9 protein-coding genes are annotated in these 12,945 nt (G+C 58.7%); 4 read left to right on the forward strand and 5 right to left on the reverse strand.

The features are described 5' to 3' along the window. Positions 1–53: 53 nt before the first annotated feature. On the forward strand, positions 54–1,598 hold the full coding sequence (locus F8B91_RS00385; RefSeq protein WP_196501729.1) for a xylulokinase: 1,545 nt from the start codon (positions 54–56) through the stop codon (positions 1,596–1,598). Next, a complete protein-coding gene (locus F8B91_RS00390) occupies positions 1,591–2,271 on the forward strand; it encodes a CDP-alcohol phosphatidyltransferase family protein (RefSeq protein WP_196501731.1) in 681 nt (226 codons plus the stop codon). The genes F8B91_RS00385 and F8B91_RS00390 overlap by 8 nt, the downstream gene beginning before the upstream one ends. Here the strand turns inward: F8B91_RS00390 and F8B91_RS00395 are convergent. Then, a complete protein-coding gene (locus F8B91_RS00395; RefSeq protein ID WP_196501733.1) occupies positions 2,207–2,629 on the reverse strand; it encodes a phosphatidylglycerophosphatase A family protein in 423 nt (140 codons plus the stop codon). The genes F8B91_RS00390 and F8B91_RS00395 overlap by 65 nt on opposite strands. Before the next feature lie 147 nt (positions 2,630–2,776). Between F8B91_RS00395 and F8B91_RS00400 the strand changes: the two genes are divergently transcribed. Continuing rightward, a complete protein-coding gene (locus tag F8B91_RS00400; protein ID WP_196501735.1) occupies positions 2,777–3,256 on the forward strand; it encodes a hypothetical protein in 480 nt (159 codons plus the stop codon). Beyond that, positions 3,249–4,460, forward strand: a complete 1,212-nt coding sequence (locus F8B91_RS00405) for an LptF/LptG family permease (RefSeq protein ID WP_196501737.1) — start codon at positions 3,249–3,251, stop codon at positions 4,458–4,460. Before F8B91_RS00400 ends, F8B91_RS00405 begins: the two co-directional genes overlap by 8 nt. On the opposite strand, the gene F8B91_RS00410 is transcribed toward F8B91_RS00405, so the two are convergent. From F8B91_RS00410 to F8B91_RS00425, 4 genes are all read right to left on the reverse strand, one after another. Then, the gene (locus tag F8B91_RS00410) at positions 4,420–4,938 is read right to left on the reverse strand and encodes a hypothetical protein (protein WP_196501738.1); all 519 of its coding nucleotides are present in this window, start codon (positions 4,936–4,938) and stop codon (positions 4,420–4,422) included. The two genes, F8B91_RS00405 and F8B91_RS00410, sit on opposite strands and share 41 nt — an antisense overlap. 389 nt (positions 4,939–5,327) lie before the next feature. Beyond that, positions 5,328–7,493: a glycosyltransferase gene (locus tag F8B91_RS00415; protein ID WP_196501740.1), complete on the reverse strand. Its 2,166-nt coding sequence runs from the start codon at positions 7,491–7,493 to the stop codon at positions 5,328–5,330. Beyond that, positions 7,490–8,695: a hypothetical protein gene (locus F8B91_RS00420; RefSeq protein ID WP_196501742.1), complete on the reverse strand. Its 1,206-nt coding sequence runs from the start codon at positions 8,693–8,695 to the stop codon at positions 7,490–7,492. The genes F8B91_RS00415 and F8B91_RS00420 overlap by 4 nt, the downstream gene beginning before the upstream one ends. Positions 8,696–8,834: 139 nt before the next feature. Further along, positions 8,835–12,929 carry a Pls/PosA family non-ribosomal peptide synthetase gene (locus F8B91_RS00425; protein WP_196501744.1) on the reverse strand — a complete coding sequence of 1,365 codons (4,095 nt, stop codon included), beginning with the start codon at positions 12,927–12,929 and terminating at the stop codon, positions 8,835–8,837. Between the last annotated feature and the right edge of the window lie 16 nt (positions 12,930–12,945).

Consider the following 12,945-nt stretch of genomic DNA (forward strand, 5'->3'; position numbering starts at 1 on the left):
AAATAGAATAATAGCCAGATTATCAGTTACCTACGCGTTGAGGAACAGAAGTATTGAAACCTGCTGAGCTCATCGTTGCGGTTGATGTGGGGACCACCGCAATCAAGCTGGCCGTTCTCAACCGTGAATTTGATTGCCTGGCGGAAGCGGCGGTGCCGCTTAAACTTTCGCATCCCCAACCACTCTGGGCTGAACAGGATCCAGAAGATTGGTGGCAAGCGGTTGCGGCCGCCATGAAGCTGGTGCAGAAATCCGTTCCCTCTTTAAAAACCAAAGCTGCCGCTTTGGTGTTTGTTGCGCAGATGTGCGGTGTGGTGGCGGTGGATAAAAAGGGCAAGCCTTTGCGCCCCTGCCTCACCTGGCTCGACAAACGGGCAGGTTCCATGATCCGCGCGCGGATGGCGGGTGTTCCGCGCATTGCCGGTTATGGCCTGTTCAAACTGCTGCGCTCCCTTCGGCTGACCAATGGTGCACCTTCACTCAATGGCATGGACCCGGTGGCCAAGATGATTTGGCTGCAAGCGCATGAGCCGGACGTTTGGGCCAAGACCCACAAGCTGCTTGATGTGCGCGATTGGGTTGTGCACCGGGCCACGGGCAAGTTCATCACCACGGCTGATAGCGCCAATCTCACCTGGATGATGGATTCACGCAGGGGTGGGGCCGAATGGTCGCCACAACTGCTCAAGCTCTATGGCGTGCCGCGCCAGATGCTGCCCGATATTGTGCCGGGCTCCGCGATTGCGGGCGAGCTCACGGAAATTGCGGCGCGCGCGCTCGGTCTCAACGTTGGGCTTCCGGTGGTCGCGGGTTCCGGTGATGTGTTTGCCGCAGCACTGGGCAGCGGAGCCGTCGATGACGGTATGCTGCATATTTCACTTGGCACAAGCGCCTGGATCGGCGGATTTTTCCCGGGCCGCCGGTTCAACGTGGCTGCCTCCTATGCCACCATTGCCGGTGCGGTGAACAACCGCCCCTTGCTCATTGCCACACAGGAATGCGCGGGCGCATGCCTCGACTGGTTTTCCAAAGTTCGGGGCAGGAAGGCGGATGCGCTGGGGTTCAGCCCGCGTGCTTCGATGCCGATGTTCTTGCCCTGGCTGGCGGGTGAGCGCGTGCCGGTGGATGACAATCGCCTTCGCGCAGCCTTTCTGGGGCTTTCGCTCGAGCATGATTCAGATGACATGATGGCTTCGGTGGCAGAGGGCATTGCCCTCAATCTGCGCTGGGCGATGAACTCGGTCAAAAAGCAGAGGGGCGTGGTCAAGGGTGCTGCACTGACGGTTGTCGGAGGCGCGGCGCTGAATGATGGCTTGTGCCAGATCATCGCTGATTGCCTGGGCCAAGACCTGCTGCGCGCACCCAATCCGCGCTTTGCGGGCATGCGCGGTGCTGCGCTGATGGCGGCGGAAAGCCTGGGCTGGCAGGCATCTGCCTTCGAAGCTGCAAAGGCCTTGTCCAGCAAAGGCGAGCGGCGTTTCATTGCGGACCCCGCAAAATCTGCTTACTATGCGAAACGATTTAAACTGTTCGAAGCCGCTTATCGCCGTCTGGCGCCATGGTTGAGGACTTACGCCAGCCAGATGCTGCATGATTGACGGACTCTACAAAAGCAAACTCGACACGATTTGGAATGTGCTGGCGCGGCCTGTGGCCCGGGTTCTGACAGCCAACCAAGTGACTTACTCCGGGCTTGGCCTCGTGGTGGCCAGCTGCGCAGCCTTCCTCTGGCACGGCTCCACGCCGTTGTTCGGACTTTGTTTGCTGGTTTCCTTCGCAGCGGATTCTCTGGATGGCGCGGTGGCGCGGCTGCGCGGCGAGGCCTCGCATTATGGTGGCTACCTTGATGCGATGATTGATCGTTATCAGGAAGTGATCTTGTTCGTTGTTCTGGGTTTTGTCAGCGGTGCTTATCTGCCGGCCTTCCTGGCTTGCACCGGAGCGCTGATCACCAGCTATGCAAAGGCGCGCACTGCAATTGAAATGTCCATTTCCAACGAAGACTGGCCGGATTTCTTCGAGCGGCAGGAGCGGCTGATTTTCGTGATCGTGATGCTTTTGGTGCTGCCCTGGCTAGCCTTTGCATTTGGCAAAACCGAGGGCCAAATGATGAGCTTATGTCTGTGGATTCTTGCTGGTCTCTGTCACGCCACGGCGTTGCAGCGCTTTTCGCGCGCGCGCAATATGCTGTCGACTTTTGATGTGGCTACCAAGGCCAAAGCAGCGCCAATGCAAGCGCCGGAACAGCCGCAAAAACATCATCTATCATAATGGCCCAGCCGTGCCGGAACCAGGTATCAGCAAGGCGAATGGGCCAGGGTTTCAGGATGTCAAAAAAGCGGAAGGCTACGAGCGCCACCAGCCAGCGTGACCAGTCCGGCGGCAGAAAACACAGAATGAATAGCATGGCCACGGTTTCATCCCAGACGACATTGGGGTGATCGGCTTGGCCCAGGCGTTCCTCCGCCTTGCTGCAGCAGGCCACGCCAAGCAAGAAGAGCAGGAACACAACGATCAGGCATCCGATTACGCTCAGGCCTGCATGCCACAGGGCCCATGCTATCGGCAGGGCGATGATTGCACCGGCCGTGCCCGGCGAGAAGGGTGCAAGGCCTGCCCCAAAACTCAACGCAATGAAGCAATGAGGGTTTTTCAATTCGGACCAATGTGGCATAGTCATAGCGGGGTCACTCGCATGGTGTGAGGCGCAAGGCAAGATGGGACGACGGGCAATGGGGGAGTGCTGGATACGGTTTGACCGGCACTGTGGACCCGCATGCTGATCAGTTTCTCGGTTGCCTTGGCCCTGGTGTTGATTGGGGCGCAGCTGCATTTCTTAGAGGGAGAGACGCTGGTTTCGGATCTGCTGGACGAGTGGTGGCTCTCGCGCACCAGCCTGCAGGGGCTTGACCGACGGTGGGCGGCAAATGGCAGCAAATCAGGCGTCATCATTTCCCTGACCTCCACGCCTTCGCGCGCGATGCAGGATACGGGTTTGGAGCTGAGCGGCTGGATCGTGCCGGATGATCTGACTGACAAACATACCACCATCCTCACCAACCTGCTGATGAGAGCACGCCCGTCGGTGCGCGCCCGCCGTAGCAATTACCAGGCGAAGGCGCTGCGCCCCTTCTATAGTGGCAACAGCCTGGGCCGCATCAACCGGGGGCCGGGCGGCAATGAAAAACGCAATAACAGTGTGATGCTGAGATATTTCAGCGGGCGCTGGCTATTTGAATTGGCTCCGCATGGCTAGGCGCCGCAGGAAGATCAGCGGGCGTGGTGCCAACTGGACCATGGCCACCTATTTTGCAGGCCGCGTGAGCGTATTGGCCACAGGCTTTCTGGTGACCGGCGTTTTCATTCTGCTGATGGCGCGCCTGCTGATTGTTTTCAACCTGGTGGTTGAAGGCCGCGCGCCATGGGGGCAGGCGATCATGCTGGTCGTCTATTTCATGCCGCATTATATCGGGCATATTCTGGCCTTCGCGATTTTCTTCGGCGTGTTCGAGACAGTGCGCCGAATGGAGCAGCAGGGCGAATTGGTGGCGATGGTGCAAATCGGCATTTCGCCCCGCGGTTTTCTCATCACACCTATTATCCTGGCCTTGGTCATGAGCGCCATCGCCACTGTCTTGTTGGGCTGGCTTGAGCCCTGGAGCCGGTATGACTTCCGGATGACGCGCGGCAATATCAAACTGGCGGCCAGTCTGGAATTGCTGCAGCCCGGCAAGTTCAGCCCGATCGGCAATAGCACTGTGTGGGTGGAGAGCTTTGCCAAAGAGCCCCACACATTCAACAACGTCTTCATCTACGGTGAGGACGGCGACAAGTGGAGCGTGATCTCCGCCCAAAAAGCCCAGCTGCAAGTGGGCGGCAGCAAGGCCTTCCTGATGGTGGAAAACGGGGTGAAGACGACGCGGGTGCCGGATGCCGATACCAACATCATGGTCAATTCAACCTTTGACCAATTGCAATTTGACCTGCTTGATCTTGAAACGGGCCTGCGGCCGATCGGTGCCGACGAACAGGAATTCACCATTCCGGAACTTGTGGTGCAGGCTGACGAGCCTCCTGCCGGGACGCGGGCCAGTGAAATGAAGGCGGAGCTTTCCTGGAAGCTGGGCATGATCATCGCGCCCGTCATTTTCTCCATCGCGGCTGTGGGTTTTGGGATATTGCTGGCACTGCGGCACTCGCGGCTGATCTGGGCTCTGGCCTTGCTGTTTTTTCTGGCCGGCTTTCACCAACTGAACGCCTATGGCGAGTTGATCAGTGACGGGCTGCATCTCGATGCGCGCCTCTATGTGGGCATCCTGCTGGCGGCCTTCTCGGTGTTTGGCGTGCTGATTTTGAGAGCGGGTTATGCCCGTGTGGGCTGGGAACAGGCCAGGCCGGTGCAGCGGCGGCGCAAGCGCGTCAAGAGGCGTCCGGTGCCGGTCGCCCGGAGAGCCGCCTGAGAAATTCTGCAAGCCTTGGCTGCCAGGGCAAGCGGGTGCGGCGGTCAAAGGCCAGGATTTTTCCACTGACGCTGTAATGATGGCCGGCCAGAATCTCAGGGTGGGCTTTGAGCGTGGCTGGGCCATCATCGGGGACTTCTGCGAATTTGGCCTTGTCCAGTGTTTGGATGCGGTGCCAGGTGCTGGCCTCGCCATAGTGGCGCGTTGTGGACTGCAGCAGGCGCAGCAGGGCGCCATCCGCTGCCTGCCAGATCCCGCCGGCGTTGCGCCCGGTTCCGGCCTTGGCATCGGCGTAGAGAGTGTTGGCGTTCACTGGATGGGGCACGGGTTCGGATTTCAGGAAGTCGGCCATGCTATAGAGTGCCAGACTGCGCTGCCACTGGCCGGCCTTTACTGATGTGAGCAGCCACCACAGTTTGTCTTTTTTGAAAACAATACTATCGGCGGCATTCAGGCCGGACAGAAGCCGGCGCTGCAAGCTCCATCACAGCCAAACGACCTTGATCGCGCGCGTACTGATATTCCTCAACGAACAGCCAGGTTCTTCCATCTTTTGTCCATACGAATGGATCGGCCAGGTATGAATAGCGCGGAGACGGGATGGTGCGTCTCTGCCCGGATTCCAGATTGCAGACGGTGACGGAGAAATGCTCGTTCAGCCAACGTTCAAAGCCACGCCGGCACCGTGCCGTGGCGTTTTGCATCGCCGTCCAATTGCGACTGAAAAATCCCTGGATCACATCCTGCTGCTGTTCAGAACCGAAGCCTTACCATATGGTCTTCCGATACAATTGCGGGATTGTTCATGGCTTGGTCAAATCGTTTTCCGGGCTTCGTTTCATCGGACCCACAGAGGATCCGCCTCGTTCATGCCCGCCGCCCAAACCTAGACAGCGATTTGACCGTGCGTTCCAAGAAATCACTGACTTTTCGATTAGATCTGATCAAGCGGCCCAGATTGGTGGTTCCGAAGAATTCCGCCATGAATTTCACTTCTGGCTCGTAGTTGTTTTCCATCATGCGGCGGTACCATGGTGGCATGTGGACCAGAGCCTCAGGGCTGGAATGGCGGAACACGGCCAGGGCCAGTTGCATGACCGGGGCCGTGGGCATCTGGTTCCGGGCTGAGGCGATCACCAGATGTTGCAGTCTGGAATATTCATCGATGGGAGTTCCGAAGTCGCGCTCGGCCTGGGCGCGTTTGCCGACTGACAGGGCAGGCGAGCTTACCATGCGCGCACCGGCGCGCAAGGCATCCTGGAGGAAAGCCCAGTCGCAGAGATAGCCCGCCTCGTGCCGGAAGCCGACGCGCTTTGCCAAATCTGTGCGCGCCATCATGCCGAAACAACCGATGGTGTTGCCGCTGGTGCCAGAAACAATGGCCGCGCCGAGCTTGGGTGAGAGCTCACCGATGCCATCGCGCAGTTTGTCTCCGTCAGCGTAAATCAATTGCTGGCCGCCAACGATGTCAATCTCTCGGTGCATTTCGAGGCAGTGGGCAGCGGCGCGAACATAGTCAGCGAAAACAATGTTACCACTGCGCAGCAACAGCACCTTGTCTGCCGTCACTGATTTGAGACCAAGATTGAAAGCCGCCGGATAACCGCAATGCACTGCATTGCGCAGGATGCTGAGGCCCTTGATCTTGGCGGCCTCGATGCCCGCCAGAGAAAGTGTGGATTCCGCATCGGTGGAGCCATCATCGACGATGATGATTTCCTTGAAGGCGGGCCCGGCTTCCATCGCGCTTGCGAGGGTTTCAATGAGCAACGCGCCTTCATCCTGGTTGACGATGACGACAGCGGTTTCGGATTTTGAGGCCTTGGGGCTGGGCTTTTTCCCGCCAGGCACTGCGGCCAGCCAGGGCATGGGGCCGTGATCGAGATCAACCGCCTCGAGGGGTTGGCGCAACGCCATGCAGCGTTCCAACGCTTCGGCCAGGCCCGTGGGGCTGCCGTCAAACTTGATGCAGTTCACCCCGTCGACCCAGGGAGTGCCTGGTCCAAATCCCGGATTGGCCTCATTCAACACAACGATTGCGCCGATTGCCGTGGCCTCATAGGCCGCCATGCAATAGGATTCAAAACAACTGGCGAAGATGGTGATGCTGTCGGTGATGATGGCATCGCGTGCCGCCGTACTCAGCTTTTTGTGCCTGACATAACGGCTTTCCATCCCATCCGGCATCACACCGAGCACAGCGCGGGCATAGGCCGAGTCATCATAGCGGCAGGCCAAATGAACTTTGCCTTTGAATTCCTTGTTACGCGCCAGAAATTGCCCGGTGCCGCGCACGAAGACTTCCGGCCTTTTGAATTCACGCAGGTAGCTCGAAAAGACGAGATTGGCCGTCAAGCCAGGAAGCGCAGATTTTGTCGCCGGCTTAGCGCCATTCAAGGTGATGGGTGGCCGTGAGATCAAGAGCCGTTTTTTCCACTCGGCGGGATCAAGCCCCAGGAGGCGGCGGGTGTACTCAGCTACCGGAGCAAGATGCCCGATCACCATGTCGCAATCCTGCAAAGCCAGGCGTTCGAGGTCATAGCGTGCAAGATCAGACGCCTGGAGCAAGCGGGATTCATGCAGGTCAAGCATGGCTTCGGACGAGTGCAAGCGCACGGCCAGCGTTGCATTCTGGAGGAAGCCGCTCAGCCGCTTGTGTTGGATGGTGGCGTGGCCCAGGCCGCTCCAGTCGGGAAACTCCACGAAGGCGATCTGTTCGACGCGCGCCAGGCTTTGCAACATGATCAGGACGCGGACTGAGTGCGCAAACCAGTCGCCCCGGTGCGTGGCCCAAGCCAAGCCCTTGGGAGCAGTCGTGAAGTCATGGCTCTCAAGTACCATCAAGCGCACGCCGGGGAATTGCGCTGCGAAACCATGCTGGTCGATCTGGCCGTGAGTGAGCAGCACGACGGTGCGCGAAGCATCAGCGGGCTTCATGGTCTTGAGGATGTTGTACATTACGCGGCCGATGCCGCCATGTGTGAAGGGGAAAAGCTCGGTGGTGACGAGAACGATCAGACCATCAGAATTCATAGATCAAGAAATTCCACGTACCGGCTGATCGATTTGGCGTTCATCATGCGGGTATAGTCACCCAGCATGTCCTGCAGTTCGGCGTGGCCGACGGAAAGGACACGGTTCAGGGCATCTCTGATTTCGAAGGGGCTGATCGGGTCTTTCACTTCAACCAGCTTCACATAAGGGTGGTCTTCGCCGTGATCGAGATGCAGGGGGCCGCGCAGGCATGGTGTGCCCAACCCTTCGCTTTCCAGCGCTACCATGGGATGGCATTCGACCAGCGAGACGTTGAGCGTGCAATCTACGTTTGCCATCAGCTGCATGGTGCCGCGCCGGTCGGAGAAACGGGCATGCTTCAGCTTTTTGGCAAGTTCTTGCGGCAGGACAACATCGTCGCAATAATGCAGTACCGACTTGACCTTGCTGCTCATGGCGGCACCCATGGCATTCGCGTGAATGTTCTTCCGCCAGCTTTCGGTGCCCGGCAGCAACACGCTTTCCGATCTGCGTGCGGTCTTGACGATTCCGGTATTATTTGGCGTGGAGTTGAGCAGCATGGGCACATGTGACCTGCCGTTGCCCAGCGGATAGTCGCGCCGCATGAAATGAATTTTGTGGACGAGTTTTCTCTCGGCTACCGAGATGGCAGCGAGCGAGAAGCTCCGCTCATTCGGGCTCGACCATTGGGCTACGTTGCCGTGATAGACCACGTAGGTCTGGCCGGAGAGGCCCGATTTCGCCAGATGTTCGATCAGTTGCACCGTGGAGGAAGAGAAGCCGTGCACGATGATGCGCGAAATGCGCTTATGTGAAATGTAGCCCAGTATTTGTGCCAGTTCTGATCGGCTCAGATCATTGGCCATGGTGACCGCCAGCTTCTGGCCAGGCAGAGAGCCTGCGGCAGCGCGAATGCCCTTCCAGTCTTGCGCGAAAATGTGCAGCACCGTGTCGAAGGCCGGATGAATATGGGCGTAACGTGTATCGGGGGTGGCGTTGAAAGCGAGTTGCGGGTCTTCGCCGGAATAGGCAAATTGCGGCCAGTCCCGCAATGCCAACCGGGACCGCGACTCTTCCGGCAATGCTGCAACGAAAGCCGGATCGGCGCCATTGCCTCGGTCGAGCCGCAACTGAAGGGCAGCCCGCAATTGTGCGTTTTCGCGTTCAAGTCTGGCGACCTGATCGGAATTAGCCGATGATTTCGGAGATGTTTTCGCCATGACTGCCCACGCCCTATTATTACAAGCGGGTTAGCAGTTCAATCCGATGTTGCGGAATTCGCTCTTTATTTCGACTAAACGTCAATCTAAGGTTTAGTTTTGTTATCCCTGGTTGTGGGTGGAATGGCTTGCTCGGAAATCACGCGGCAGCAGCGGCCGCGACTTCAAGCGAAACAGGTTTCGCTTTGCTGCGCTTCATCGGTTGTGCTGGTGAGCCCACCCAGGACGAACGCGCGGGCAAGGCTTCGCCCTTCATCACCAGCGTCAGAGGGCCGATCTGCGCATTGTCGCCAATGCGCGTGTCGTAAAGCACAATGGAACCCGCACCCACAGTCACGTCATTGCCGACCTTGATGCGGCCCACCTTCATCAGACGGTCCTCATACAGGTGCGTCTGCAGGCTGGCGCCCATGTTCAGGCAGGTATAGTCGCCGATGGTTACGCAGTCGAATTCAGTGATGTCGTCAGTGTCCATATACACACCCTTGCCGATCTTGGTGCCGAACAGGCGCAGCAGCATGGGCAGGAATGGCGTGCCGCGCATTTCATCAAGGATGGACTTGCCGGCCATGCCCCAGAACATGACGGAAACGGCTTCGGTGCGCATCGCCCACCAAGACCACATCGGCTTGATGGTAGGGCGATAGCGTCCCATCAACAGCCATTTCACCACGACAGCCAGCGCAATCTGAGCCGCATCGATACCGAGCATCACGACAAAGCACATGAAAATGGCGTCTGTCCAGGAACCTTCGAGCAACTCGTCCGAAACCAGTTCCATACCGTAGGTCACAAGCGTGATGAACATGGCGGTGGGGATCGCAATATTGAAGGCTTCAAACAAGGCGCGCCCGACCAGCATGTACCATTTGGGCTTGAAGGTTGTTGCGTCGGTGCCGGCGAATGTCTGCCGCACTGGCAGCTTGATGGCGGGTGACCCGAACCAGATTTCGGACGCGCCCACTCCGCCACCTTCCGGCGGACGGGACTTGACCCCAATCAGCGCCCCGGATTCCACGATATAGTTCATGGGTATCACGGCTTCGTTGCCGATGAAGACCTTGTCACCGGTCTTGATGGTGCCAAGTGTCATCCAGTTACGGTGCAGATCTTCACCGCCGAGTTGAACGTCGTCGGCAATAAAATTGCCAGAGCCGAGCTCAACCAGGTCATAACGGCCGCCCAGATTGGTGGACACTTCCGTGCCAGGACCGATCTTGGTGCCGAGCAGGCGATACCAGGTGCGCATATAGATGGTCGCGAAGATCGTATAGACGCTGTCGAGCATCACTTCGATGGTCAGCGCCACGATCCATTTGCGGATATAGACATTGCTGAACACCGAATAGCGGCCGGCTTTCAGGCTGGGCAACACCGTCCAGCGGATCGCGACGATCAGAATGCACGAGAGGATCACCATGGCGAAGGACGCTGGCAAGGCGAGCAGGAAATAGAACCAATCCGAATTGACTTCGGACACCCCCAGGATGGGCGCGAGCCAATCGGATGACCAGGCATCCAGCGCTTCGATCATGCGGAAGGTCGGGACGATGGGAACAATGCTGAGCGGCGGCAATATAACCAGCAACAGGGCGTAGAACGCCGTTTGCCAGTTGCGCACCCAGCGCGGGGCATCTGCAGGCGGAGGCAGGCTCAAGGGATCGACATCTGCGATCTTCTGCGCAGGCGAACCGGTCCACGATTCCCACGCGGGGATATGCGAACCAGCGCCCACCGATGTGAGATCACCGATCTGCGCTCCCGCTCCGATCACCACGTCATTCTCGATGACGCAAGATGAACCAATGAGAACATCATTGCCGATTTCAACCGTGCCAATGATGAACTTGTCGCCCACGGCACGCGTATTGTTGACGATGAGCTTGCCGCCCAAGGAGGCGTGATCGCCGATCGTCACAAGATCGATGGCACCAGCCTGGATATTATCGATCAGGGCGTCCTTGCCCACCTTGGCACCGAGAAGGCGCAAATAGAAACGGATGATCGGCGTGCCCTGCATCCACTTCAGATGCACGATGGGCAACAGACGCTGCACCAGCCAGACACGGTAATAATAGAATCCCCACAGTGGATAGACGCCTGGCTTGGTCTTGGGCAGAATCAGGAACTTGAGCACCGGCACGATCATGTAGTCAAAGAGCGTGACCAGCATGAAGGACACAAACACCTGCCAAACATCCTGGGCAAAGGTCGCCTCATCGGGACTGATAACCGAATAGGTGATGAAGATAGCCAGCCAGGGTGCGGCCTGCAACATGAGCAAGAAGGGCAGGGTAACGCCTTGCGCCAAACCGCACCAGAAACGGCGGCTGAATGTTGGGCGTGCGGGTAGCAGGATTTGCTCGCTGGCGCTGGCGTTTTCGAGTGCGCCGCGTTCAATCAGCGCCTTTGCGATGTTGGCCACCGTGCGGCTGTTATACATGTCCTGCAAGGTGATGGCTTCGCCGAACTTGTCGAGGCGCACTTTCGAAATGAATTGCGCGGCGAGCAATGAGTGCCCGCCCAGATCAGTGAAGAAGTCGGCATGGCGGGTGATGGGCTGGCCGGGGAAAATGGCCTGCGCGCATTCAATCAGCATGTCTTCGACCGGGTTCTCACCAATGTCCGACTGGCTTTCATCGGCCATGCTGATGGCGAGCGGCATGGCCCGCAGTGACTTGCGGTCCACCTTGCCAGAGGTGAGGCGCGGTACTTCGGCGATGATTTCAAAGGCGGCCGGCACCATATAGGGCGGCAAGCGCTTGCGCAGGGTTTCGCGCAGGGCGTTCAAGTTGGGGCTGGCACCCTTGCGTGGGGCGATGAAGGCGACGAGGCGATCGAGCCCATGATCCTTGCGCAGGACGACGGCCACATGCTCAGCGGCTTGATCTTCCTGCAGGATGGCGGTTTCAATCTCGCCCAGCTCGACGCGGAAGCCCCGGATCTTCACCTGGTCGTCGATGCGGCCCTGGAACAAAATGCGGCCTTTGGCATCAATCGCCACGGCATCGCCGGAGCGGTACAAAATCTTGTCTTCAGCTTTGGCATCGAAGGGATTGGCGATGAATTTTTGTGCGGTCAGTTCTTTGCGGCCTAGATAGCCACTGGCCACGCCGGGGCCGCCGATCAGAAGCTCGCCCTGCTGGCCGGGGGCCACGGGCTGGAGATTATCGTCCACCACATAGGCGGTGTAATTGGCAATCGGGGTGCCGATGGTCACGGGATCGCCTTTACGCAATTCGGCAATGGTGGCGACGACCGTGGTTTCGGTGGGGCCGTAGGAGTTGAAGAGCTTGCGGCCTTTCTTGTCGGCGAAACGCTCGACCAGTGACGGCGGGCAGGCTTCGCCGCCGACGATGATGACGCGCAGGGATTCCACATCTTCGGCAAACATTGAAAGCAAAGTCGGCACGGTGTCGATGGCGGTTACGCCGGCTTCGCGCATGCGGCGCGGCAGGTTTTCAGTGTCGGCCAGGATTTGCGGCGTGGCCACCCACAGCGATGCGCCGGCGAGATAGGGCACCCAGATTTCTTCCATCGAAAGATCGAACGCCGCCGAGCAGCCCTGGAACATCACATCCTTGGCGTTGATGCCGAAGATCGAATTGCAGGCACGCAGATAGTGGCAGATATTGCGGTGGGTGATGGCGATGCCCTTGGGCGTGCCGGTGGAGCCAGATGTATAGATCAGATAGGCATGGTGATCTGGCGTGTGGCCCTTGGCGCGGGCAAGCGGCTTGTCGAGCTTTTGGTTGAAGGCTGCGTCGCTGACCGACCAGACGGGATGGCCCAGGCCCTCGACGCGGTCTTCTACGTCTTCATCGACGAGCAGGGCGATGGCATCGCAATCGGCCAGACAGGTGGCCATGCGGTCTTTCGGGGTTTCGCTGTCGAAGGGCAACCAGGTGGCGCCGGTCTTGGTGATGGCGATTTGCGCAATCAGCAGGTTCACGCCGCGGGTGAAATAGAGGCCGACCACTTTGCCCGGTAAGGCACCCCGGTGCATCAGCTCGGCGGCGATCTGGTCGGAGAGCATATCGACTTCGGCGTAAGTGAAATGCCTGTCGCCGGAGGTGATGGCGATGGCCTTGGGACGAGCCTTTGCGGTGTGGCGGAAAATATCGGCCAGCACTTCTTCCTTCAGGAATTCCGGATGGCTGGGGCCCTTCAGCTGGAAGGCGAGTTTCGGTGTCTTCGCAGCACGCGGTGCAGCGGGTTTTGTGTTCTTGGCCATGATGTGCAGTCCCCAA

It is taken from the genome of Aestuariivirga litoralis (genome assembly GCF_015714715.1).
Lineage (GTDB): Bacteria > Pseudomonadota > Alphaproteobacteria > Rhizobiales > Aestuariivirgaceae > Aestuariivirga > Aestuariivirga litoralis_A.

Excerpts from the sequence above, each read along its gene's own strand:
- F8B91_RS00390 (WP_196501731.1), top strand. The coding sequence starts at position 1,591 with ATGATTGACGGACTCTACAAAAGCAAACTCGACACGATTTGGAATGTG.
- F8B91_RS00400 (WP_196501735.1), top strand. The coding sequence starts at position 2,777 with ATGCTGATCAGTTTCTCGGTTGCCTTGGCCCTGGTGTTGATTGGGGCG.
- F8B91_RS00405 (WP_196501737.1), top strand. The coding sequence starts at position 3,249 with ATGGCTAGGCGCCGCAGGAAGATCAGCGGGCGTGGTGCCAACTGGACC.
- F8B91_RS00415 (WP_196501740.1), bottom strand. The coding sequence starts at position 7,493 with ATGAATTCTGATGGTCTGATCGTTCTCGTCACCACCGAGCTTTTCCCC.
- F8B91_RS00420 (WP_196501742.1), bottom strand. The coding sequence starts at position 8,695 with ATGGCGAAAACATCTCCGAAATCATCGGCTAATTCCGATCAGGTCGCC.
- F8B91_RS00425 (WP_196501744.1), bottom strand. The coding sequence starts at position 12,929 with ATGGCCAAGAACACAAAACCCGCTGCACCGCGTGCTGCGAAGACACCG.